Source organism: Azotobacter bryophylli, from assembly GCF_042643485.1.
Lineage (GTDB): Bacteria > Pseudomonadota > Gammaproteobacteria > Pseudomonadales > Pseudomonadaceae > Azotobacter > Azotobacter bryophylli.
Genome location: NZ_JBHRSJ010000012.1, coordinates 354,679 through 375,532, shown reverse-complemented (window position 1 = coordinate 375,532; position 20,854 = coordinate 354,679). Strand labels below are relative to the sequence as shown.

Here is a 20,854-nt window from a genome sequence, read left to right as displayed (position 1 = left end):
GCGTCGCCATCGCCCGTGCGCTGGTCACCCGCCCGGCGCTGCTGCTGGCCGACGAGCCGACCGGCAACCTGGATACCCGCACGGCGGAAACCATCTTCGAGCTGTTCCGCCGCTTCAACGTCCGGTTCGGCTGCGCGGTGCTGGTGGTCACCCACGACCCGCGCCTGGCGGCGGGCTGCCCGCGCACGGTGGAGCTGGTGGACGGACGCATCGTCCGCGACGGAGCGGGGATCGGCTGAGGCCGTCAGCGGCGGTCGGCGACGATCCCGATGGTCAGGAACACCAGCAGCAGGAAGGGCGCCAGGGCGTAGTTGTTGAGCTGGCCGAGCCCGCGGGTCAGCCAGGGGGTGAGATGGACCAGCGCCACGCCGTAGGCGAGGGCGCAGAGGGCGACGAAGATCAGCGTGCGGAAGACGAAGTTGAAGCTGCCGATGCGCTGACGGACCCAGGTGTTGAGGTCGGGGCCGAAGAGCACCAGAAGGGTGGCGAGGATGGCCAGGGAGATGTCGCTCAGGTGGCTGCGGCTCCAGCGCGACAGGGTGAGGGTGAAGTCGACTAACAGATCCATGTGGTCAGCTCCGGGCTCCTAGGGAAGGAAGCGTTGCAACAGGTCGTTGAGAAACAGCTGGCCCCTGGCGCTGGCCGCCAGACGCCCGGGATCGTCGATCAGCAGGCCGCGGGCCTCGGCGTCGCGGCGGCCTTCGGCGAGTACCGCCAGGGGCAGGCCGGTGCGCTGGCCGAAGAGTTCGGTCGGCACGCCCTCGGTGAGGCGCAGGGCGTTCATCAGGAATTCGAAGGGCAGCTCCCCGGCATCGAGCAGGCGCTCGCCGGCCAGGAACGGCTTGTCCGCGGCCAGGTAGTCCTTCGGCAGGCGGGTTTTCCACAGGCGTTGGATGCGGCCGTCCGCGTCGCTCAGCTTGGCGTGGGCACCGGCGCCGAGGCCGAGGAAATCCCCGAAGGTCCAGTAGTTCAGGTTGTGCCGCGCCCGGCGGCCCGGCTGGGCGTAGGCGGAAATCTCGTATTGCCCGTAACCCCGTTCGGCGAGCAAAGCCTGGCCGGCCTCCTGGATGTCCCAGAGGGTGTCGTCCTCCGGCAGCTCGGGCGGCTGGCTCCAGAACACCGTGTTCGGCTCCAGGGTCAGCTGGTACCAGGACAGGTGCGTCGGCCCCTGGGCGATGGCGGTGCGCAGGTCGGCCAGGGCGTCCTCGATGGTTTGATCGGGCAGGCCGTGCATCAGGTCGAGATTGAAGTTGTCGAAGCCGGCGGCGCGGGCCATGTCGGCGGCGCGGATCGCCTCCCTGCCGTCGTGGATGCGGCCGAGGGCCTTCAGCTTGGCTTCCTGGAAGCTCTGCACGCCGATGGACAGGCGGTTGATGCCCAGGCCGCGGTAGTCGCGGAATTTCGCCTGTTCGAAGGTGCCGGGGTTGGCCTCCAGGGTGATCTCGACGTCATCGGCGAAGCCGACGTGCCGCTCCAGATCCTCGAGGATCCTGCCCAGCGCCCGCGGCGAGAACAGGCTGGGGGTGCCGCCGCCGAAGAACACCGACACCAGCCGGCGGCCGTGCACTCGGGGCAGGTCCGCCTGCAGATCGGCGAGCAGGGCGTCCACGTAGGCCTCTTCCGGCAGCTCGGGGCCGGCGGCGTGGGAGTTGAAGTCGCAGTACGGGCACTTGCGTACGCACCAGGGAATGTGGACGTAGGCCGCCAGGGGCGGCAGCGCGAAGCCGTGCACCCGGTGCGTACCGCCCGCTTCAGGCATTGATCAGCCCCAGACGCTGCTTCAGCAGGGCCATGGCGCGGGCGCGGTGGCTCAGCCGGTTCTTCTCGGCGGGCGGCAGCTCGGCGCTGGAGCAGACGCGCTCCGGCACCCAGAACAGAGGGTCGTAACCGAAGCCGTTGCTGCCGCTGGGGGCGTGCAGGATGCGGCCGTACCAGAGGCCCTCGCAGAGGATCGGCAGCGGGTCGTCGGCATGCCGGAGCAGCGCCAGCACGCAGACGAAGCGGGCGCCGCGCTCGACATCCGGCACGTCCCGAAGCGCTTCCAGCAGCTTGGCGTTGTTCGCCGCATCGCCCTGCCCGTCGGCGTAGCGGGCTGAGTAGATGCCCGGTGCGCCGCCCAGGGCGTCGACCGCCAGCCCCGAGTCGTCGGCCAGCGCCGGCAGACCGGAGACCCGGGCGGCATGGCGGGCCTTGAGGATGGCGTTCTCGACGAAGGACAGGCCGGTTTCCTCCGGCTCGACGTCGCTGAACTCGCCGACCGAGCGGACCTGCACGGAATTGCCGAGCATGGCCTGGAGCTCCTTGAGCTTGCCGGGATTGTGGCTGGCCAGCACCAGCTGGGAGAAATTCATCATTTGTCGGGGAAGAATTCCTGGTCGAATTCGAAGGTGTTGAGCTGGCCGCCGCTGGTGACGTCGACCTTGAAGTGCAGTTTCTCCTCGCTGAAGGGGAACTGCGACAGGTAGTAGATGGCGTCGCCTTCGCGGACCTCGCGGAAGGTCAGGTTGCGCGCCTGTCCCATGAGATTCAGCATCTGGGCCTTGACCGTCGCCGGCTGGGCCTTGCCGGCCTTGAGCACGGAGACGCTGAGCACGCCCAGGGTCTTGCCGCGGGTGATGCCGGCGGCCGAGGCGATCTCCGGCTGCAGGAAGCTGGAGTTGTAAGCGCTGTAGTGCACTTCCAGGTCGCCGAAGGTTTGCTTGCGCTCGGCGGCGGCCGGCAAGGCCAGGCACAGGGCGAAGAGGAACATGGCGAAGCGATGCATGACGGTCTCCTTGCGCGAAGGGTGGGGTGGCGTCCGGCCATGCCGACGCGGCCCGGGGCCGAGTCGACCGGCCGCGCCGCTATCGGCTGACATGGTAGATGCCGATTTCACCTAACAGATTAGGCCACAGGCGGCTGGCCAGGCCATGGCGATGCTCGCGGTCGACCGCCAGACGCTGCAGTACCCGCACCCGGCGCTCGCGGCACAGGGCCTCGAAGTCGCGGAAGGTGCAGAAGTGGATGTTCGGCGTGTTGTACCAGGTGTAGGGCAGGAACTCCGAGCGCGGCATCTCGCCGCGGCTCGCCAGGTACAGGCGGCAGCGCCAGTGGCCGAAGTTGGGGAAGGTGAGGATGCAGGTCCGGCCGACCCGCAGCATCTCCTCGAGCAGGCGGTCCGGATAGTGCACGGCCTGCAGCGCCTGGGTCATCACCACCACGTCGAAGCTGTCGCTGGCGAAGTTGCCGAGGCCCTTGTCCAGGTCCTGCTCGATCACGTTGACGCCCTTGCTCAGGCAGGCGGCGATGTTCGCCTGATCGATTTCCAGGCCGTAGCCGCTGACCCGCTTGTTGTCGCGCAGCCAGGCGAGCAGCTCGCCGTTGCCGCAGCCGAGGTCGAGCACCCGGCTGCCGGCGGGTATCCACTCTTGGATGATCTCCAGATCGGCTCTCATGGGCGTCTCATACTGCAATTCGGTTCATGTAACTGGAGAATCCCTGCAGATAGCGGGGGATCGGTATCAGGAAGGCATCGTGGCCCTGGGGCGCGTCGATTTCCAGATAGCTGACGTTCTTGCCCGCGGCGATCAGCGCGTCGACGATCTCCCGCGAGCGGGCCGGCGAGAAGCGCCAGTCGGTGGTGAAGGACATCAGGCAGAAGTTGGCCTTGGCCGCCGCCAGGGTCTTCGCCAGGTCGTCGCCGTGGGCGGCGGCGGGGTCGAAGTAGTCCAGCGCCTTGGTCATCAGCAGGTAGGTGTTGGCGTCGAAGCGCCCGGAGAACTCCTCACCCTGGTAGCGCAGATAGCTCTCCACCTGGAACTCGACATTGTGGAAGTCGTAGTTGAGCTTGTCGGTCTTCAGCTCGCGCCCGAATTTCGCGCCCATGGCGTCGTCCGACAGGTAGGTGATGTGGCCGACCATGCGCGCCAGCATCAGGCCGCGCTTGGGGATCACACCCTTTTCCTGGAAGTGCCCGCCGTGGAAGTCCGGGTCGGAGAGGATCGCCTGGCGCGCCACTTCGTTGAAGGCGATGTTCTGCGCCGACAGCTTGGGCGCGGTGGCGATGGCCATGCAGTGGCGCACCCGTTCGGGATAGCTGATGGTCCATTGCAGGGCCTGCATGCCGCCCAGGCTGCCGCCGACCACCGCGGCCCACTGCTGGATGCCCAGGGCATCGGCCAGACGCGCCTGGCTGTTCACCCAGTCCTCCACGGTCACCACCGGGAAGTCCGCGCCGTAGGGCTTGCCGGTGGCCGGGTTGAGGCTGGAGGGGCCGGTCGATCCGTTGCAGCCGCCCAGATTGTTCAGGGCGACGACGAAGAACCTGCGGGTGTCGATGGGCTTGCCGGGGCCGATGCAGCTGTCCCACCAGCCGGGCTTGCGATCTTCTGCGCTGTGGTAGCCGGCCGCATGGTGGTGGCCGGACAGGGCGTGGCAGATCAGCACCGCGTTGCTGCGGGCCGCATTCAGTTCGCCGTAGGTTTCGTAGACCAGCTCATAGTCGGCCAGGCTGCGTCCGCAGGCCAGCGCCAGCGGTTCGCTGAAATGCAGCAGCTGCGGGCTGACCAGGCCGACGGAATCTTCAGGAAAGACGGAAGGCACGATCCTGCTCTCGCAAAAAGGAGGCGCCAGTCTAAAGAGCGGCGCCATCTGCGGCAAGCGCCCCGGTTTGGGGCAGGCCGCTCAGCGCCCGGCCTGCAACTCGTCGGCCAGCTCGGCCGGCAGCTTCTGCGGCGCGTGGATGCGCACCCGCTTCTGCCGGTTCAGCTCGCCGCTCTCCAGGCTCACCTGGCTTTTCGCTACACCGAAGGACTTGCCGAGGAAGGCTAGCAGGTGGGCGTTGGCCTTGCCCTCCACCGGCGGTGCGGTGAGGCGGATCTTCAGACGGTCGCCATGCAGCCCGGCGAACTCGTCGCGGCTCGCCTTGGGCTGCAGATGGCAGGCGAGGATCAGGTCCTCGCCATCCCAACGGAACCAGCTCATCAGAGGAAGGGGCTGAGGATTTTCGGCATGCCGGTCATGGCCGCCAGGTTGTTGATCACCAGCATGTCGATCAGGTTCAGCGCGATGAACGCGAAGATCGGCGAGATGTCCAGCCCGCCCAGGTTCGGCAGGATGCGCCGGATCGGCGCCAGCAGCGGATCGCAGATCTGGTTGACCAGTTGGGCGGCCGGGTTGTAGCTGCCGGGGGCCACCCAGGAGAGGATCACGCTGACGATCAGGGCGAAGAAGAACACCTTGAGGAACAGGGCGGTGACGCCGATGATCGACCAGACCAGCAACTGCAGCAGGTAGCCGCCGACGCCGTAGCCCATCAGCGTCAGCACGGCCACCATCAGCAGCAGCTGGAGCAGGACGGCCAGTACCAGGGAAGCCAGGTCCAGCCCGCCGAAGCCGGGGATGATCCGCCGCAGCGGCTTGAGCAGCGGTTGGGTGGCCTTGACCACGAACTGGCTGAGAGGGTTGTAGAAGTCGGCGCGGACCAGTTGCAGGATGAAGCGCAGCAGGACGATCAGCAGATAGAGACTGCCCAGGGTCTGCACGATATAGATGGTCGCGGTTCCAAATCCGTTCATGGGTGGCTCCTCACTGGCCCAGCTGTTCGGCCAGCTCGGCGGAGCGGCTGGCGGCGGCATCCAGCGCCTGCTGGACCAGGGCTTCGAAGCCGCCGGCCTGGAAGGTCTTGATCGCGGCTTCGGTGGTGCCGTTCGGCGACGTTACCCGGCGGCGCAGTTCGGCGGCGTCCACGTCGCTCTCGCAGGCCATGCGCGCGGCGCCGAGGGCGGTCTGCAGGGTCAGCCGGGAGGCGGTCTCGCGCGGCAGGCCGAGCTTCTCGCCGGCGGCGGTCATGGCCTCCATGAACAGGAAGAAGTAGGCCGGGCCGCTGCCGGACACCGCAGTCACCGCGTCGATCAGCCGCTCTTCATCGAGCCACAGAGCCAGGCCGACCGCGCCGAGCAGTTGTTCCGCCTGCTGGCGCTGCGCTGCCGAAACTTGGGCGTTGGCGAACAGTCCGGAAACGCCTTGGCGCAGCAGCGCCGGGGTGTTCGGCATGCAGCGCACCAGCGGCCGCTGGCCCAGCCAGCGCTCCAGGCTGGCGCAGGGGATACCGGCGGCGATGGAGACGATCAACTGGCCGGGGGACAGGTGAGCGGCGAGATCCTGGCAGACCGCCTTCATCACCTGCGGCTTGACCGCCAGCACCACGACGTCGGCCCCGGCGACCGCCGCGGCGTTGTCGGCGAACAGTTCGATGCCGTGCTCGGCGGCGATTCGGGCGCGCTGGTCGGCGTTCGGTTCGCTGGCGCGGATCGCCGTGGCGGGCACGCCCTGGGCGCGCAATCCGCCGATCAGGCTGGCGGCCATGTTGCCGGCGCCGATGAAGGCAATACGGGTATCGCTCATGAAGAGGTTTCCTTATGGATGGGGCTGCCCGTAATCGCGGGCGCCGAACAGGGCGGTGCCGATGCGGACCCAGGTGGCGCCTTCGGCGATGGCGGCCTCCAGGTCGTGGCTCATGCCCATGGAGAGAGTGTCGAGATCAAGATCGAGGCCGTCGCGCAATTCCCGCAGCCGGGCGAAGGCGGCGTGCTGGGCGGCGCGGTCCTCGGTGGGTTCGGGAATCGCCATCAGTCCGCGCAGGCGCAGGTTGGGCAGTTCGGCCACGGCGGCGGCCAGCGCCGGCAGCTCCTCGGGACTGCAGCCGGACTTGCTGGGCTCGGAGCTGACGTTGACCTGCAGGCAGACGTTGAGCGGCGGCAATCCGGCCGGGCGCTGGGCGGACAGGCGTTCGGCGATCTTCAGCCGGTCCACCGAATGCACCCAGGCGAAATGCTCGGCGATGGGCTTGGTCTTGTTGGACTGGATCGGCCCGATGAAATGCCAGGTCAGGGGCAGGTCGCCCAGTTCGGCCTGCTTGGCCAAGGCTTCCTGCAGGTAATTCTCGCCGAAGTCCCGCTGGCCGCAGGCGAAAGCTTCGCGCAAGGCGGCTGCCGGCTTGGTCTTGCTCACCGCCAGCAGATGCACTTCTTGCTGGTCGCGTCCCGATGCTTGCGCCGCCTCACGGATACGCGCGTGGACCTTTGCAATATTGTCTGGGATCGTGGACATTGTTCCGCTTCCTGCCCGGGCCGCTGGCTGTGGCGGCATTCTACCCGCTTGTTTGTTAATGGGGACCCCCATGGATATCACCGAGCTGCTCGCCTTCAGCGCCAAGCAGGGCGCTTCGGACCTGCATCTCTCCGCCGGTCTGCCGCCGATGATCCGCGTCGACGGCGACGTGCGCCGGATCAACCTGCCGCCGATGGATCACAAGCAGGTGCACGCGCTGATCTACGACATCATGAACGACAAGCAGCGCAAGGATTACGAGGAGTTCCTGGAGACCGACTTCTCCTTCGAGGTCCCCGGCGTGGCGCGTTTCCGGGTCAACGCCTTCAACCAGAACCGCGGCGCCGGCGCGGTGTTCCGGACCATTCCGTCCAGGGTGCTGAGCATGGAGGACCTGGGGATGGGCGAGGTGTTCAGGAAGGTCTCCGACGTGCCGCGCGGTCTGGTGCTGGTCACCGGCCCCACCGGTTCGGGCAAGTCGACCACCCTGGCGGCGATGCTCGATTACCTGAACAACAACAAGTACCACCACATCCTCACCATCGAGGACCCGATCGAATTCGTTCACGAGTCGAAGAAGTGTCTGGTCAACCAGCGCGAGGTGCACCGCGACACCCTCGGCTTCGCCGAAGCGCTGCGTTCGGCGCTGCGCGAGGACCCGGACATCATCCTGGTCGGCGAGATGCGCGACCTGGAAACCATCCGCCTGGCGCTGACCGCCGCGGAAACCGGCCACCTGGTGTTCGGCACCCTGCACACCACCTCGGCGGCCAAGACCATCGACCGGGTGGTCGACGTGTTCCCCGCGGAAGAGAAGGCGATGGTCCGCTCGATGCTCTCCGAGTCCCTGCAGGCGGTGATTTCCCAGACCCTGCTGAAGAAGATCGGCGGCGGCCGGGTGGCGGCCCACGAGATCATGATCGGCACCCCGGCGATCCGTAACCTGATCCGCGAGGACAAGGTGGCGCAGATGTATTCGGCGATCCAGACCGGCGGCTCGATCGGCATGCAGACCCTCGACATGTGCCTCAAGGGACTGCTGGCCAAGGGCCTGATCAGCCGCGAGGCGGCTCGCGAGAAGGCCAAGATCCCGGACAATTTCTAAGCGGTACGCGCCTCCGCGGCGCCTGCGCGAGAATGGCCCCGTCCGTGATGCAGACATCGCGGGCGGGGCCGTTTCCGCTGGGGCCTTCGGCGCGTCCTGAGACGAGGCGACCCAAGCTATGGATTTCGAAAAACTGCTGCGCCTGATGGTGGAAAAGGGCGGCTCGGACCTATTCATCACTGCCGGCGTGCCGCCGTCGATGAAGATCAATGGCCGCATCCTGCCGGTGATGAAGAACCCGATGTCGCCGGAGCAGACCCGCGAGACCGTGTTCTCGGTGATGAACGAGCAGCAGCGGCGCGATTTCGCCGCCAACCATGAGTGCAACTTCGCCATCAGCGCGCGCGGCATCGGCCGTTTCCGCGTCAGCGCCTTCTACCAGCGCAACCTCGCCGGTATGGTCCTGCGCCGGATCGAGACCAGCATCCCGACCCTGGAAGAGCTCAACCTGCCGCCCGTGCTCAAGGATCTGGCGATGACCAAGCGCGGCCTGGTGCTCTTCGTCGGCGCCACCGGCACCGGCAAGTCCACCTCGCTGGCGGCGATGATCGGCTACCGCAACCAGCACAGCAGCGGCCACATCATCTCCATCGAGGACCCGATCGAGTTCATCCACCAGCACCAGAGCTGCATCGTCACCCAGCGCGAGGTGGGCATCGACACCGAGTCCTTCGAGGTGGCGCTGAAGAACACCCTGCGCCAGGCTCCGGACGTGATCATGATCGGCGAGGTGCGTACCCGCGAGACCATGGATTACGCGGTGGCCTTCGCCGAGACCGGTCACCTGTGCCTGGCCACCCTGCACGCCAACAACGCCAACCAGGCGCTGGACCGGATCATCAACTTCTTCCCCGCCGACCGTCAGCACCAGGTCTGGATGGACCTGTCGCTGAACCTGCGCGCCATCGTCGCCCAGCAGTTGGTGCCGACCCCGGACGGCAAGGGCCGCCGCGCGGTGATCGAGGTGCTGATTAACACGCCGCTGATCGCCGACCTGATCCGCAAGGGCGAGATCCACGAGCTCAAGGGCGTGATGAAGCGCTCCACCGAGCAGGGCATGCAGACCTTCGACCAGGCGCTCTACCAGCTCTACACCCAGGGCGAGATCACCTACGAGGATGCCCTGCGCCACGCCGACTCGGCCAACGACCTGCGCCTGATGATCAAGCTGGAGTCGGAGACCGACGGCGAGCACCTGTCCAGCCTGGTCGACGGTCTCAGCCTGCAGACCAGCGAAGAGGACCCGGGGCGGCGTTTCCGCTGAGACAGCGGCGCGGCGACGGCGGTAGACTCGGGTTCGAACTGACTTCACCGGGAGAGCGCCATGCAGATACAGGACACCCACAGCAAGGTCATCGGCTATCTGCTGTGGATCTTCGGCTTTCTCGGTTCCCACCGCTTCTACTACGGCAAGCCGGTGACCGGAACCATCTGGTTCTTCACCGGTGGTCTGCTGCTCGTCGGCTGGCTGGTCGATCTGTTCCTGATTCCGGCCATGGATCGCGAGGCCGACCTGCGCTTCCACGCCGGCGCCATCGACTACAACGTCGCCTGGATCCTGCTGACCTTTCTCGGCGTGTTCGGTGTGCATCGCCTGTACATGGGCAAGTGGATCAGCGGCATCCTCTACCTGCTGACCGGCGGCTTCTTCCTGCTCGGCGTGCTCTACGACTTCTGGACGCTGAACGACCAGATATCGCTGTGCAACGCCGAGCGCGGCTGACGCTCCCGGAATGAAAAAAGCCCGCCGATCGGCGGGCTTTTTCGTCGGGGGCAGGCTTCAGGCCTGGTAGCTGATCCGCCCGTCGAGCAGGGTGTAGCGCACGGCACCGGGCAGAACGTGGCCCATGAAGGGGCAGTTGCGACCCCTGGACAGCCAGCGCTCGCCCGCCAGGGTGGAGGCCTGTGGGTCGAACAGCACCAAGTCAGCCGGGGCGCCCGCGGCCAGGCGGCCGGCCGGCAAGCGCAGGGCCTTGGCCGGACCGCAGGTGAGGCGGGCGAGCAGGGTCGGCAGATCGAGCAGGCCTTCCTGGACCAGGGTCATGGCCAGCGGCAGGAGCAGTTCGGCGCTGCTGATGCCCGGCTCGGTGTCGCCGAACGGGGCCAGCTTGGCATCCGGCTCGTGGGGCTGGTGATGGCTGGAGATGGCTTGGATCACGCCGCGCTTCACCGCCTCGCGCAGGCCGTCGCGGTCGGCGCGGGAGCGCAGCGGCGGCTGCACGTGGTAGAGGCTGGAAAAATCGGCCAGCGCCTCGTCCGTGAGGATCAGCTGGTACAGCGCCACGTCGGCGGTCACCGGCAGGCCACGGGCCTGGGCTTCGGCGATCATCTGCGCGCCGCGGGCGGTGGTCAGCTGGCTGAAGTGGGCGCGCACACCGGCCTGTTCCACCAGTAGTAGGTCCCGGGCCAGGGCCACGGTCTCGGCGGTTTCCGGAATGCCGGCCAGGCCGAGGAAGTTGGCGGTCGGCCCCTCGTGGGCGAGTCCGCCCTCGGCCAGGGCTGCGTCCTGGGAGTGGAACACCACGGTCAGGTTGAAGGTGGCGGCGTATTCCAGGGCGCGGCGCAGGTAGCGATTGCCGGCGAAGGGCGCCAGGCCGTTGCCGAAGGCGACGCAGCCGGCGTCGCGCAGGGCGACCAGTTCGGCCAGTTGCTCGCCTTCCAGGCCCTTGGTCAGGGCGCCGACCGGGTGGACCTTGGTATGGCCGGCCTCCCGGGCGCGATCGATGATCAGCTCGGCCACCGCCGGGGTGTCCAGGACCGGCTTGGTCTGCGGCGGGCAGCACAGGCTGGTGACGCCACCGGCGGCGGCGGCGCGGGTTTCGCTGGCGATGTTGCCCTTGCGGGAGTAGCCGGGCTCGCGCAGGGCGACGGAGAGGTCCACCAGCCCGGGGGCTGCGACCAGACCGCGGGCGTCGATCTCGCGCTCGGCCTCGAAGCCGGCGGGCGCCTGGCCCAGTGCGACGATCTTGCCTTTTTCCAGATGGATGTCGCCGACCTGGTCGAGACCGCTGGAAGGGTCGATGACCCGGGCGCCGAGGATACGGGTACGCATCAATTCTGCTCCTCGGATGCGGATTCGGAAGTGAGTTGGCGTTGCGCGGTCTGTCCGCTCATGGCCATGGACAGCACCGCCATGCGCACGGCGATGCCGTAGGTGACCTGGTTGAGGATCACCGACTGGGAACCGTCGGCCACCGCCGACTCGATCTCCACGCCGCGGTTGATCGGCCCCGGGTGCATGACGATGGCATCCGGCTTGGCCACTGCCAGGCGTGCGGTGGAGAGGCCGTAGAGACGGTAGAACTCGCCCTGGCTGGGCAGCAGGCCGCCCTGCATGCGCTCGCGCTGCAGACGCAGCATGACGATGACGTCGACGTCCTTGAGGCCTTCGGTCATGTCGTGGAAGACGCGCGCGCCGTATTGCTCGAGCCCCACCGGCAGCAGGGTCTTCGGGCCGATCACGCGGATGTCGCGGCAGCCTAGGGTCTGCAGGGCGAGCATGTCCGAGCGCGCGACCCGCGAGTGCAGGATGTCGCCGACGATGGCCACCGAGAGGTTTTCGAACCCGCCCTTGTGACGACGGATGGTCAGCATGTCGAGCATGCCCTGGGTGGGGTGCGCGTGGCGCCCGTCGCCGCCGTTGATGATCGCCACGTCAGGACAGACGTGCTCGGCGATGAAGTGGGCGGCACCGGAATCGGCGTGGCGCACGACGAACATGTCGGCGGCCATCGCCTCCAGGTTGCGCAGGGTGTCGAAGAGGGTCTCGCCCTTGCTGGTCGAGGAGGTCGACACGTTGAGCGTGATCACGTCGGCGGACAGCCGCTGAGCGGCCATCTCGAAGGTGGTGCGGGTGCGCGTGGAGTTCTCGAAGAACACGTTGCACACGGTCTTGCCGCGCAGCAGCGGAACCTTCTTCACCGAACGGGTGCCGACTTCGAGGAAGGAGTCGGCGGTATCGAGGATCTCGGTCAGCAGCTCGCGGGACAGGCCGTCGAGCGAGAGGAAATGGCGCAGCTGACCCTGGGCGTTGAGTTGCAGCGGGCGCTTGACTACGTTCGGCGTCATCGCGGGGGACTCTTACATTAGGAGGCAAGGACCTGGCGCTCGAGGGCGAGCGGCGCGGGGCCGTGCAATTTTACCCGTTCATCGGGGGCGAGGGACAGGGTCTGGCCGACGACATCCGGGCGGATCGGCAGTTCGCGGGCGTCCAGGTCGAGCAGGCAGACCAGGGTCACGCTGGCCGGCCGGCCATAGTCGAACAGTTCGTTGAGGGCAGCGCGCACGGTACGGCCGGTCATCAGCACGTCGTCGATCAGCACCAGGTGCTGCCCGTCTATGTCGAACGGCAGCGCGGAAGGGCGCACCTGCGGATGCAGGCCGCTCTGGGTGAAATCGTCGCGATAGAAGGACACATCCAGCACGCCCAGCGGCTCTCGGCTGCCCAGGGCTTCCAGCAGCGCCTGGGCGACCCAGACGCCGCCGGTGCGGATGCCGACGAAGCGCGGAGCGTCGATATGGCTTGTCTTCAGATGATGTGCGAGGGCACTGGCCATCTGCGGTAGCAGTTCGGCGGGGTCGGGCAGGGTGGTCATGATTTCCTCCTTGGGGCGGGTGATCGTTCCATGAGTTCAGCCGATCGCGTGTTCCGTCAGCCAGCCCTCCAGTAGCAAGGCGGCGGCGAGGGCGTCCACCGGGCGCTGGCGATAGCCGTCCCGCTGGCCCTGGGCGAGGCGATGGCCCTTGGCCTCGAAGGTGGTCAGGCGCTCGTCGTGGGTATGCACCGGCAGGTTGAAGCGCCCGTGTAGGCGGCGGGCGAATTTGGCCGCTCGCTCGCTCATCTCGCTCGGCGTGCCGTCCATGTTCAGCGGCAGGCCGACGACCATGGCGTCCGGCTGCCACTCCTTGACCAGCCTCTCGATCTGGCTCCAGTCGGGCACGCCGTTCTGCGCCTTGAGCACGCAGAGTTCGCGGGCCTGGCCGGTGATCGCCTGGCCGACCGCGACGCCGATCTGCTTGGTGCCGTAGTCGAAGCCGAGCAGCAGGCGCAGGCCGTTCATGCGTGCCCGGCCTGGCTGGTCAGCAGGCTGAGGTTGATGCCCAGGCGCGCGGCGGCAGCTTCCAGGCGCTGGTCGGCCGGAGCGTCGAAGAGAATGTCGAGGTCGGCTGGACAGGTCAGCCAGGTGTTCTGGATCAGTTCTGCCTCCAGTTGCCCGGCCTCCCAGCCGGCGTAGCCGAGAGCGATCAGACAGCGCGAGGGGCCTTCGCCGTCGGCGATGGCGAACAGCGAGTCCTGGGAGGTGGACAGCGACAGCTCGCCCAGCTCCAAGGTGGCCTGGAAGTGCGGGCCGCTGGGGTGCAGGACGAAGCCGCGGTCGGTCTGCACCGGGCCGCCGGTGTAGATCGGCACCGCATGGCGGGCGCTGGCGGGCGGAGTGTCCGGACGAAGCTGCTCGATCACCTCGGCCAGGTCGAGACCGCTCGGGCGGTTGACCACCAGCCCCATGGCGCCCTGGTCGTTGTGCTCCACCAGGTAGATGAGGGCCTGGGCGAAGTTGGGATCGGCCATATGCGGCATGGCGATCAGGAACTGATGCTTGAGGTAGTGGGGGGCGGTGTTCTTCATGGGCCTAGTTTCAAGCTTCATGATGCGGGCTTCAAGAGTGGCACTTGGTGCAGATCGCGCAGAAGCCCGTTCGTTCGCCGGCCGGGCTCTTCTTGGAGGGCACAGCCGACGAATGCCGCCCGGGCGCGAGTCGGGCCGCCCACGGCGCGTTCAGGGGTGGGAACGATCGTCCCGGCGGATGACCGGCGATCAGCGGCTGGACAGGCGGTCGCCGCGTTCGAAACGCCAGGTGCGGATGATCTCCAGGCGGTCGATGTCCGCCAGGTCGCCGGTGAAGGGGGCATACGGCGCCGCCAGACGGACGATGCGCTGAGCCGCCTGATCCAGTATCGGCTGGCCGGAGGACTCCAGCACCAGCACCTCGTGCAGGGTGCCGTCGCGGTTGATCGACACCAGCAGGCGCAGGCTGCCGTAGATGCGCTGGCGGCGCGCCTCTTCGGGATAGTTGAGGTTGCCGATGCGCTCGACCTTCTTGCGCCACTCGTCTTTATACCAGGCGCCTTTGTCGCGCATGGTCGAGGCGGCGTTGAGGCGCAGGATCTTCGGACGCTTGGCGTAGGCCTGCTGCTCCTGGGCCAGCTCCGCCTCGAGGCTGGCGATTTCCGAGGATAGCTGCTCGCTGTCGAAGCGCGGCGCCGGTGTGCTGGGCGGGGTCTGCCGGTTCTGCTCGGCCTTGGCCGGCGTCTTCTGCGCCTGCCTCGACTGGGTGGCCACCGCCGCCTTGGTGACAGGCTTGGGCTCGGTGGGCGGCGAAGGGGCGGCGGGCGGGGTCACCTTGTTGATCTTGGTGTCCTGGAACGGCGCGGTCTCCGTGGTCCTGGGGGCTTCCTTGTGCTCCAGGGTGCCGCTGCCCTGCTGGTTGTCCTGGGCGAGGAAGTCCGCCTCCTTGGGCTTTTCCTCGCTCTTGAAGGTGGACAGGGTGATTTCCAGGGTCTTGCTCGCCTGCGTCGGCTTCTCCAGGGTGAAGCTCAGGCCGAGGATCAGGGCCAGGTGCAGTATCGCGGCGAGGAACAGGGTGAAACCCAGACGATCCGCGGGACGGACCTCCGGGGTATCGAGTTCGGGCGGATTGGCTGCTGCGGTCATGATTCATCGGCTGGCACGAATTGCCGCGCAGTCTGCCGGCTTTGAACGGCGCCCTGCAAGCGCCGAGCCCAAAGCTGTTGACTGTTTCAAGTTTGCGGCCGCGTGCCCGCAGCGCCTGCGTGTGCGAGGACAGATTCTTCCTGCCGCCCGTCAGTTACGTTCGGGGCGCGCCTCCAGCTTCTTCGCGATCACCTCCATCAGACGCTCGGCGATGCGGGTGTCGTAGGCGCTGTCGATCTCGCGGATGCAGGTCGGGCTGGTGATGTTGATTTCGGTCAGGTGCTCGCCGATCACGTCCAGGCCGACGAACAGCAGTCCGCGCCGGCGCAGTTCCGGGCCGACGGTCCTGGCGATCTCGCGGTCGCGCTCGGTCAGCGGCTGGGCCACCCCGCGGCCGCCGGCGGCCAGGTTGCCGCGGGTCTCGCCGGGTGCCGGAATGCGCGCCAGACAGTAGGGTACCGGCTCGCCGTCGATCATCAGGATGCGCTTGTCGCCGTCCTTGATCGCCGGTAGATAGCGCTGCGCCATGATCTGCCGGGCGCCATGTTCGGTCAGCACCTCGATCATCACCGACAGGTTGGGGTCGCCTTCGCGGTGGCGGAAGATCGAGGCGCCGCCCATCTCGTCCAGGGGTTTGAGAATCACGTCACCGTGCTCGGCGGCGAACTCGCGCAAGATGTCCGACCGTCTGCTGACCAGCGTCGGCGGCATGAGCTCGGGAAACTGGGTGGCGAAGAACTTCTCGTTGCAGTCGCGCAGGCTCTGCGGGCGGTTGACCACCAGGCAACCGTCCCGCTCGGCGAGCTCGAGCAGGTAGGTGGCGTAGACGTACTCGCTGTTGAAGGGCGGGTCCTTGCGCATCAGCAGCACGTCCAGCTCGCCCAGGTGGGCGTCGTTCTCGTCGCCGAGCTCGAACCAGTGCTCGGGGTCGTTGAACACCTTGAGCGGGCGCATCCGGGCCCGGGCCACGCCCGAGCGCTGGTAAAGGTCCTGCGGCTCCATGTAGAACAGCGACCAGCCGCGGGCCTGGGCCGCCAGCAGCATGGCCAGGGAGCTGTCCTTCTTGAAGGAGATCTGCGCGATGGGGTCCATGACGATCCCTAGGCGAAGGCTCATGGGGTTGTTCCTCCGAGTGAAATGATCCGGCATTTTCGCCGGCTGCGATGACGTCGGGCCAGAGTGTAGCCCGCATTGCTTCCGGTCAAGAAAACCATGCACGGGCTCACTTATGGATTTGGGGTGAGTGTGCTAAAAAGGCGCGGCGATCGGGTGGTCCGTCGCTGGCAGATCCCGGACAGTCCGGGGAAGAACGCAACATCAACGGCTCTGCGGAGCGATGGTAAGGCGAACATGGAACAGCATTCCGACGGCTTGAGAGTGATGGTGATCGACGACTCGAAAACGATTCGTCGCACCGCGGAGACTTTGCTGAAGAAAGTGGGTTGCGATGTCGTTACCGCCGTCGACGGTTTCGATGCCCTGGCCAAGATCGCCGACAGCCATCCGCGCATCATCTTCGTCGACATCATGATGCCGCGGCTCGATGGCTACCAGACCTGCGCCCTGATCAAGAACAACAGTGCCTTCAAGTCCACGCCGGTGATCATGCTGTCCTCCAAGGACGGCCTGTTCGACAAGGCCAAGGGGCGCATCGTCGGTTCCGACCAGTACCTCACCAAGCCCTTCAGCAAGGAAGAACTGCTGGGTGCGATCAAGTCCCACGTCCCGGACTTCATCCCGGTCGAACAAGCTTCCTGATTTTCGCCGGCCGCCAGGCCGCTGCCGCCTTATTCCGTATGGGGGAACCTCATGGCTCGAATTCTGATTGTCGATGACTCGCCAACCGAGATGTACAAGCTCGCCGCCATGCTCGAGAAGCATGGTCACCGCGTCCTGAAAGCCGAGAACGGCGCCGACGGCGTCGCCCTGGCGCGCCAGGAAAAGCCGGACGCAGTGCTGATGGACATCGTCATGCCGGGCCTGAACGGCTTCCAGGCGACCCGTCAGCTGACCAAGGACGAAGAGACCAGTCATATCCCGGTGATCATCATCACCACCAAGGACCAGGAGACCGACAAGGTCTGGGGCAAGCGCCAGGGCGCGCGGGACTATCTGACCAAGCCGCTGGCCGAGGAAACCCTGCTCAAGACCCTGAATGCGGTACTGGCCGGCTGACCTCCGGCTGGCTCGATCGATAGTGATTCCAATCCCGTCACCACAGAAGGCTTGGGCCGGATGCCGCGCTTAGAAACGCCCTTTCAGCTTTTGCTCGAGATCGATCGGCGCAGCCGGACGTTGGCCGCGGCCCTGCCTGCGCAGCAGGAGACCGCGCAGACCTGGAGCGGCATCGGCTTCCGCATGGGCGAGCGCCTGTTCGTCGCCTCCATGGGGGAGGTGAACGAAGTGTTGCACGAGCCGCGGCACACTCTGCTGCCCGGCGTGAAGAGCTGGGTCAAGGGGGTCGCCAACGTGCGCGGACGCCTGCTGCCGATCATGGATCTGAGCGAGTTCTTCGGCAACGAAGTGGCGACCCAGCGCAAGCAGCGGCGGGTGCTGGTGGTGGATCACCAGGACGTCTTCGCCGGTCTGGTGGTCGACGAAGTCTTCGGCCTGCAGCATTTCCCGGTGGAGACCTTCTCGGAGCAGTTGCCGCCTCTGGAGGCGGCGATCCAGCCGTTCATCCTCGGGCTGTTCCAGTACGAGCAGCCCTGGCTGGTGTTCAGCCCGCACGCCCTGACCCGGCATGCCGGCTTTCTCGATGTGGCGTTTTGATCATGTGCAGCACGGCTTCCGACGCATCTGAACGCATGCGGGGAGGGCCGTGGGCGAGTGCGGTCGGCAGGGCGCGAGGCTCCGCAGTTGCGGCCACCTCCCGCGCGGGATGCCGGTTTCAACGAGCGGGTCGGCCTGGCCGGCCCTTGGCAGCGAATGGATTGATGTAGTTTGGGGTAAGGCTGGGGGCCGGATGATGCAAAAACTCAATACAGACAACCTTTGGGCGGATAAACGCAGCAGCACCATGATCGCGGGGCTCTTCGTGGTTCTGCTGGTTTCCATCGTGTTGCTGCTCGTCAACTTCGTCTACCTCAACAACCAGGGGGGGCATGACAAGGCCTACATCGCCCATGCTGGCGAGTTGCGCCTGCTGTCCCAGCGCCTCGCCAAGAGCGCTGGCGAGGCGGCGGAGGGCAAGGCGGCGGCCTTCTCCGTGCTGAAGACCTCCCGCAACGACTTCCAGCAGCGCTGGAGCGTGCTGCAGCAGGGCGACGAGGCGAGCAGCCTGCCGCCGGCCCCGGATGCCGTGCAGGCGCAGATGGCGGAAGTGCAGCAGGGCTGGGACGGCCTGCGGCGCAACGCCGACGCCATTCTCGCCAGCGAGAAGACCGTGCTTTCCCTGCACCAGGTGGCCGCCACCCTGGGCGAGACCGTCCCGCAGCTGCAGCGCGAGTACGAGACGGTGGTCGACAGCCTGCTGCACAGCGGCGCCCCGGCTTCCCAGGTCGCCATGGCCCAGCGCCAGGCGCTGCTCGCCGAGCGGATTCTCGCTTCGGTGAACAAGGTGCTCGCCGGCGACGAGGGCTCGATCCAGGCCGCTGACATGTTCGGTCGCGACGCCAACCAATTCGGCCGGGTGCTCAAGGGCATGCGCGAGGGCGATCCGTCCCAGGGCATTTCCCGCGTGACCGATCCCGAGGCCGTCAAGCATCTCGGCGAAATCGCCGAATTGTTCCAGTTCGTCGCCGGATCGGTGGACGAGATCCTGGAAACCTCGCCGGAGGTGTTCCAGGTCCGCGAGTCCGCCAATGCCATCCAGGAGATCGCCCAGGGCCTGCTGGCCAAGACCTCCGCACTGGCCAGCGGCTTCGAAGGGCTGGCAGACGGCCGCAAGCTGAATACCCTGGCCAGTTATGTGCTGGTCTTCCTGACCCTGGCCTCGATCGTCCTGATCGCCCTGGTCATGGTCCAGAGCACCCGCCGGCGTCTGGCCGAGACCGCCGAGAAGAACGAGCGCAACCAGGCCGCGATCCTGCGCCTGCTCGACGAGATCGCCGACCTCGCCGATGGCGACCTGACCGTGACCGCGACCGTGACCGAGGATTTCACCGGCGCCATCGCCGACTCCATCAACTACTCGATCGACCAACTGCGCGAACTGGTGGAAACCATCAACCAGACCGCCCTGCAGGTGGCCAGCGCCGCCCAGGAAACCCAGGCGACCGCGATGCACCTGGCCGAAGCCTCCGAGCACCAGGCCCAGGAAATCGCCGGGGCTTCGGCCGCGGTCAACGAAATGGCGGTCTCCATCGACCAGGTATCGGCGAACGCCGCGGAATCCTCGGCGGTGGCGGAACGCTCCGTGGCCATCGCCAACAAGGGCAACGAGGTGGTGCACAACACCATCACCGGCATGGACAACATCCGCGAGCAGATCCAGGACACCTCGAAGCGGATCAAGCGCCTCGGCGAATCCTCCCAGGAGATCGGCGACATCGTCAGCCTGATCAACGACATCGCCGACCAGACCAACATCCTCGCCCTGAACGCCGCGATCCAGGCCTCCATGGCCGGCGATGCCGGTCGCGGCTTCGCCGTGGTGGCCGACGAGGTGCAGCGCCTCGCCGAACGTTCCTCCGCGGCGACCAAGCAGATCGAGGCGCTGGTGAAGACCATCCAGACCGACACCAACGAAGCGGTGATCTCCATGGAACAGACCACCACCGAGGTGGTCCGCGGAGCCCGCCTGGCGCAGGACGCCGGGGTCGCCCTGGAGGAGATCGAGAAGGTATCCAAGACCCTCGCGGCCCTGATCCAGAACATCTCCAACGCCGCTCGCCAGCAGGCTTCCTCTGCCGGCCACATCTCCAACACCATGTTCGTGATCCAGGAGATCACCTCGCAGACCTCGGCCGGTACCAGCGCCACCGCCATGAGCATCGGCAATCTGGCGAAGATGGCCAGCGAGATGCGCAAGTCGGTGTCCGGTTTCACCCTGCCGGAGCGTGCGGAACAGCTCTGATCCCAAGGGCCGCGGCGCTCCTGAGGAGCGCCGGCGAGCATGAACGAGAGGCAGGTTATGCAGCCAACCGGCGTCTGGGCGCTGACTCCCCCGGCCGAGATATCCGAGGCCGAGTTCCGAGACTGGCAGCGCCTGCTCGAGCAGCGTGCGGGCATGGTGCTCGGCGAACAGCAGCGCCGTTTCCTGCAGAACAGCCTGAGCGCCCGCATGCGCGAACTGAGCGTCGGCGACTACGCCAGCTACTACCGGTGCGTCACCGACGGGCCGCGGGGCGCGGTGGAGTGGTCGCACCTGTTGGATCGCCTGACCGTCCAGGAAACCTCGTTCTTCCGCCATCCGCCGTCGTTCGAGTTGCTCTGCCGCTATCTGCAGGGGCGGCTGGCCGAGCGTTCGCCGGCGCGGCCCTGGGCCTTCTGGAGCGTGGGTTGCGCCAGCGGCGAGGAGCCCTATTCGCTGGCCATCACCGCCATGGAGGTGTTGCGCGGGGAGACGGCGAATGCGGCCGAGCGCTTCGGCGTCACGGCCACGGACATCAGCCTGAATGCCCTGGAGAAGGTGCGTCAGGGCCTGTATCCGCCGCGTCGGCTGGAGCGCCTGGACGAAGCTCTGCGCGATCGCTACTTCAGCGCGCAGGCGGACGGGCACTTCAGGGTATTACCGAGTCTGGCCGAGCGCGTATGCAGCGCCCGGCTCAACGTCCTGGACCTGGCCAAGGCGCCGATGTCCGGGATGGACATCATCTTCTGTCAGAACTTGCTGATCTATTTCCGCCGCTGGCGTCGCCGCGAGATCCTCAACCGGCTGGCCGAGCGCCTGGCCCCAGGGGGGCTCCTGGTGATCGGCGTGGGCGAAGTGGTCGGTTGGCAGCATCCGGATCTGCAACCGGTAGCCGACCCGCAAGTGCTGGCCTTTACCCGTAAGGGGTAACACA

General features: G+C 66.9%; 25 protein-coding genes and 1 pseudogene. 9 read left to right on the top strand and 17 right to left on the bottom strand.

Annotated features, from left to right (window positions below; genetic code table 11):
* Positions 1–239, top strand: a pseudogene (locus tag ACFOJE_RS07890) (ABC transporter ATP-binding protein); the annotation flags it as partial.
* A 5-nt stretch (positions 240–244) separates the two neighbouring features.
* Here ACFOJE_RS07890 and ACFOJE_RS07885 read toward each other — a convergent pair.
* The 10 genes from ACFOJE_RS07885 to ACFOJE_RS07840 form a co-directional block, all read right to left on the bottom strand.
* Positions 245–568 carry a DUF3392 domain-containing protein gene (locus tag ACFOJE_RS07885; RefSeq protein ID WP_377813759.1) on the bottom strand — a complete coding sequence of 108 codons (324 nt, stop codon included), beginning with the start codon at positions 566–568 and terminating at the stop codon, positions 245–247.
* Between the two features lie 18 nt (positions 569–586).
* Positions 587–1,759 (bottom strand): radical SAM family heme chaperone HemW, encoded by a 1,173-nt coding sequence (hemW, locus tag ACFOJE_RS07880; protein ID WP_377813758.1) that lies wholly within the window; start codon positions 1,757–1,759, stop codon positions 587–589.
* Positions 1,752–2,354, bottom strand: coding sequence for an RdgB/HAM1 family non-canonical purine NTP pyrophosphatase (rdgB, locus tag ACFOJE_RS07875; RefSeq protein WP_377813757.1), 603 nt, complete (start codon positions 2,352–2,354; stop codon positions 1,752–1,754). The genes hemW and rdgB overlap by 8 nt, the downstream gene beginning before the upstream one ends.
* A complete protein-coding gene (locus ACFOJE_RS07870) occupies positions 2,351–2,764 on the bottom strand; it encodes a DUF4426 domain-containing protein (RefSeq protein WP_377813756.1) in 414 nt (137 codons plus the stop codon). Before ACFOJE_RS07870 ends, rdgB begins: the two co-directional genes overlap by 4 nt.
* 79 nt (positions 2,765–2,843) lie before the next feature.
* The gene (gene metW, locus ACFOJE_RS07865) at positions 2,844–3,434 is read right to left on the bottom strand and encodes a methionine biosynthesis protein MetW (RefSeq protein WP_377813755.1); all 591 of its coding nucleotides are present in this window, start codon (positions 3,432–3,434) and stop codon (positions 2,844–2,846) included.
* 7 nt (positions 3,435–3,441) lie between these two features.
* Positions 3,442–4,581 (bottom strand): homoserine O-succinyltransferase MetX, encoded by a 1,140-nt coding sequence (metX, locus tag ACFOJE_RS07860; protein ID WP_377813754.1) that lies wholly within the window; start codon positions 4,579–4,581, stop codon positions 3,442–3,444.
* Between the two features lie 81 nt (positions 4,582–4,662).
* Positions 4,663–4,962 carry a DUF167 domain-containing protein gene (locus ACFOJE_RS07855; RefSeq protein ID WP_377813753.1) on the bottom strand — a complete coding sequence of 100 codons (300 nt, stop codon included), beginning with the start codon at positions 4,960–4,962 and terminating at the stop codon, positions 4,663–4,665.
* The gene (locus ACFOJE_RS07850; protein ID WP_377813752.1) at positions 4,962–5,555 is read right to left on the bottom strand and encodes a YggT family protein; all 594 of its coding nucleotides are present in this window, start codon (positions 5,553–5,555) and stop codon (positions 4,962–4,964) included. Before ACFOJE_RS07850 ends, ACFOJE_RS07855 begins: the two co-directional genes overlap by 1 nt.
* Before the next feature lie 10 nt (positions 5,556–5,565).
* On the bottom strand, positions 5,566–6,384 hold the full coding sequence (gene proC, locus ACFOJE_RS07845) for a pyrroline-5-carboxylate reductase (RefSeq protein ID WP_377813751.1): 819 nt from the start codon (positions 6,382–6,384) through the stop codon (positions 5,566–5,568).
* Between the two features lie 12 nt (positions 6,385–6,396).
* A complete protein-coding gene (locus ACFOJE_RS07840) occupies positions 6,397–7,089 on the bottom strand; it encodes a YggS family pyridoxal phosphate-dependent enzyme (RefSeq protein WP_377813750.1) in 693 nt (230 codons plus the stop codon).
* 70 nt (positions 7,090–7,159) lie between these two features.
* Between ACFOJE_RS07840 and pilT the strand changes: the two genes are divergently transcribed.
* The 3 genes from pilT to ACFOJE_RS07825 all read left to right on the top strand — a co-directional run bounded on the left by pilT (position 7,160) and on the right by ACFOJE_RS07825 (position 9,917).
* Complete coding sequence (gene pilT / locus ACFOJE_RS07835; protein ID WP_377813749.1) at positions 7,160–8,194, top strand: type IV pilus twitching motility protein PilT; 1,035 nt, start codon at positions 7,160–7,162, stop codon at positions 8,192–8,194.
* Between the two features lie 118 nt (positions 8,195–8,312).
* A complete protein-coding gene (locus ACFOJE_RS07830; protein ID WP_377813748.1) occupies positions 8,313–9,458 on the top strand; it encodes a PilT/PilU family type 4a pilus ATPase in 1,146 nt (381 codons plus the stop codon).
* Between the two features lie 60 nt (positions 9,459–9,518).
* Entirely contained in the window at positions 9,519–9,917 is a 399-nt protein-coding gene (locus ACFOJE_RS07825) for an NINE protein (RefSeq protein WP_377813747.1), read from the top strand.
* Positions 9,918–9,974: 57 nt separating this feature from the next.
* Here the strand turns inward: ACFOJE_RS07825 and ACFOJE_RS07820 are convergent, their stop codons facing one another.
* The 7 genes from ACFOJE_RS07820 to gshB form a co-directional block, all read right to left on the bottom strand.
* Entirely contained in the window at positions 9,975–11,246 is a 1,272-nt protein-coding gene (locus tag ACFOJE_RS07820) for a dihydroorotase (RefSeq protein ID WP_377813746.1), read from the bottom strand.
* Positions 11,246–12,262 carry an aspartate carbamoyltransferase catalytic subunit gene (locus ACFOJE_RS07815; RefSeq protein ID WP_377813745.1) on the bottom strand — a complete coding sequence of 339 codons (1,017 nt, stop codon included), beginning with the start codon at positions 12,260–12,262 and terminating at the stop codon, positions 11,246–11,248. The genes ACFOJE_RS07820 and ACFOJE_RS07815 overlap by 1 nt, the downstream gene beginning before the upstream one ends.
* 17 nt (positions 12,263–12,279) lie before the next feature.
* Positions 12,280–12,789 carry a bifunctional pyr operon transcriptional regulator/uracil phosphoribosyltransferase PyrR gene (pyrR, locus tag ACFOJE_RS07810; RefSeq protein ID WP_377813744.1) on the bottom strand — a complete coding sequence of 170 codons (510 nt, stop codon included), beginning with the start codon at positions 12,787–12,789 and terminating at the stop codon, positions 12,280–12,282.
* 36 nt (positions 12,790–12,825) lie between these two features.
* Positions 12,826–13,254 carry a Holliday junction resolvase RuvX gene (gene ruvX, locus ACFOJE_RS07805; protein WP_377813743.1) on the bottom strand — a complete coding sequence of 143 codons (429 nt, stop codon included), beginning with the start codon at positions 13,252–13,254 and terminating at the stop codon, positions 12,826–12,828.
* Positions 13,251–13,820: a YqgE/AlgH family protein gene (locus ACFOJE_RS07800; protein ID WP_377813742.1), complete on the bottom strand. Its 570-nt coding sequence runs from the start codon at positions 13,818–13,820 to the stop codon at positions 13,251–13,253. Before ACFOJE_RS07800 ends, ruvX begins: the two co-directional genes overlap by 4 nt.
* Before the next feature lie 189 nt (positions 13,821–14,009).
* Positions 14,010–14,906, bottom strand: coding sequence for an energy transducer TonB (locus tag ACFOJE_RS07795; RefSeq protein ID WP_377813741.1), 897 nt, complete (start codon positions 14,904–14,906; stop codon positions 14,010–14,012).
* Between the two features lie 150 nt (positions 14,907–15,056).
* Entirely contained in the window at positions 15,057–16,022 is a 966-nt protein-coding gene (gene gshB, locus ACFOJE_RS07790; protein WP_377813740.1) for a glutathione synthase, read from the bottom strand.
* 234 nt (positions 16,023–16,256) lie between these two features.
* Here gshB and pilG point away from each other — a divergent pair, with 234 nt between their 5' ends.
* The 5 genes from pilG to ACFOJE_RS07765 all read left to right on the top strand — a co-directional run bounded on the left by pilG (position 16,257) and on the right by ACFOJE_RS07765 (position 20,850).
* Positions 16,257–16,664: a twitching motility response regulator PilG gene (gene pilG / locus ACFOJE_RS07785; protein WP_377813739.1), complete on the top strand. Its 408-nt coding sequence runs from the start codon at positions 16,257–16,259 to the stop codon at positions 16,662–16,664.
* A 51-nt stretch (positions 16,665–16,715) separates the two neighbouring features.
* The gene (gene pilH / locus ACFOJE_RS07780) at positions 16,716–17,081 is read left to right on the top strand and encodes a twitching motility response regulator PilH (RefSeq protein ID WP_377813738.1); all 366 of its coding nucleotides are present in this window, start codon (positions 16,716–16,718) and stop codon (positions 17,079–17,081) included.
* Positions 17,082–17,141: 60 nt separating this feature from the next.
* A complete protein-coding gene (locus ACFOJE_RS07775; protein ID WP_377813737.1) occupies positions 17,142–17,678 on the top strand; it encodes a chemotaxis protein CheW in 537 nt (178 codons plus the stop codon).
* Positions 17,679–17,874: 196 nt separating this feature from the next.
* The gene (locus ACFOJE_RS07770; protein WP_377813736.1) at positions 17,875–19,923 is read left to right on the top strand and encodes a methyl-accepting chemotaxis protein; all 2,049 of its coding nucleotides are present in this window, start codon (positions 17,875–17,877) and stop codon (positions 19,921–19,923) included.
* A gap of 57 nt (positions 19,924–19,980) precedes the next feature.
* A complete protein-coding gene (locus tag ACFOJE_RS07765) occupies positions 19,981–20,850 on the top strand; it encodes a protein-glutamate O-methyltransferase (protein WP_377813735.1) in 870 nt (289 codons plus the stop codon).
* The last annotated feature ends 4 nt before the right edge of the window (positions 20,851–20,854 follow it).

Bases quoted from the DNA above. Each gene is read 5' to 3' on its own strand.
- hemW (WP_377813758.1), bottom strand. From the start codon at position 1,759: ATGCCTGAAGCGGGCGGTACGCACCGGGTGCACGGCTTCGCGCTGCCG.
- ACFOJE_RS07840 (WP_377813750.1), bottom strand. From the start codon at position 7,089: ATGTCCACGATCCCAGACAATATTGCAAAGGTCCACGCGCGTATCCGT.
- ACFOJE_RS07850 (WP_377813752.1), bottom strand. From the start codon at position 5,555: ATGAACGGATTTGGAACCGCGACCATCTATATCGTGCAGACCCTGGGC.
- ACFOJE_RS07885 (WP_377813759.1), bottom strand. From the start codon at position 568: ATGGATCTGTTAGTCGACTTCACCCTCACCCTGTCGCGCTGGAGCCGC.
- ACFOJE_RS07775 (WP_377813737.1), top strand. From the start codon at position 17,142: ATGCCGCGCTTAGAAACGCCCTTTCAGCTTTTGCTCGAGATCGATCGG.
- pyrR (WP_377813744.1), bottom strand. From the start codon at position 12,789: ATGACCACCCTGCCCGACCCCGCCGAACTGCTACCGCAGATGGCCAGT.
- ruvX (WP_377813743.1), bottom strand. From the start codon at position 13,254: ATGAACGGCCTGCGCCTGCTGCTCGGCTTCGACTACGGCACCAAGCAG.
- ACFOJE_RS07820 (WP_377813746.1), bottom strand. From the start codon at position 11,246: ATGCGTACCCGTATCCTCGGCGCCCGGGTCATCGACCCTTCCAGCGGT.
- ACFOJE_RS07855 (WP_377813753.1), bottom strand. From the start codon at position 4,962: ATGAGCTGGTTCCGTTGGGATGGCGAGGACCTGATCCTCGCCTGCCAT.
- proC (WP_377813751.1), bottom strand. From the start codon at position 6,384: ATGAGCGATACCCGTATTGCCTTCATCGGCGCCGGCAACATGGCCGCC.
- pilT (WP_377813749.1), top strand. From the start codon at position 7,160: ATGGATATCACCGAGCTGCTCGCCTTCAGCGCCAAGCAGGGCGCTTCG.
- ACFOJE_RS07800 (WP_377813742.1), bottom strand. From the start codon at position 13,820: ATGAAGAACACCGCCCCCCACTACCTCAAGCATCAGTTCCTGATCGCC.
- ACFOJE_RS07830 (WP_377813748.1), top strand. From the start codon at position 8,313: ATGGATTTCGAAAAACTGCTGCGCCTGATGGTGGAAAAGGGCGGCTCG.
- gshB (WP_377813740.1), bottom strand. From the start codon at position 16,022: ATGAGCCTTCGCCTAGGGATCGTCATGGACCCCATCGCGCAGATCTCC.
- ACFOJE_RS07870 (WP_377813756.1), bottom strand. From the start codon at position 2,764: ATGCATCGCTTCGCCATGTTCCTCTTCGCCCTGTGCCTGGCCTTGCCG.
- ACFOJE_RS07815 (WP_377813745.1), bottom strand. From the start codon at position 12,262: ATGACGCCGAACGTAGTCAAGCGCCCGCTGCAACTCAACGCCCAGGGT.
- pilH (WP_377813738.1), top strand. From the start codon at position 16,716: ATGGCTCGAATTCTGATTGTCGATGACTCGCCAACCGAGATGTACAAG.
- rdgB (WP_377813757.1), bottom strand. From the start codon at position 2,354: ATGATGAATTTCTCCCAGCTGGTGCTGGCCAGCCACAATCCCGGCAAG.
- pilG (WP_377813739.1), top strand. From the start codon at position 16,257: ATGGAACAGCATTCCGACGGCTTGAGAGTGATGGTGATCGACGACTCG.
- ACFOJE_RS07825 (WP_377813747.1), top strand. From the start codon at position 9,519: ATGCAGATACAGGACACCCACAGCAAGGTCATCGGCTATCTGCTGTGG.
- ACFOJE_RS07795 (WP_377813741.1), bottom strand. From the start codon at position 14,906: ATGACCGCAGCAGCCAATCCGCCCGAACTCGATACCCCGGAGGTCCGT.
- metW (WP_377813755.1), bottom strand. From the start codon at position 3,434: ATGAGAGCCGATCTGGAGATCATCCAAGAGTGGATACCCGCCGGCAGC.
- ACFOJE_RS07765 (WP_377813735.1), top strand. From the start codon at position 19,981: ATGCAGCCAACCGGCGTCTGGGCGCTGACTCCCCCGGCCGAGATATCC.
- ACFOJE_RS07770 (WP_377813736.1), top strand. From the start codon at position 17,875: ATGCAAAAACTCAATACAGACAACCTTTGGGCGGATAAACGCAGCAGC.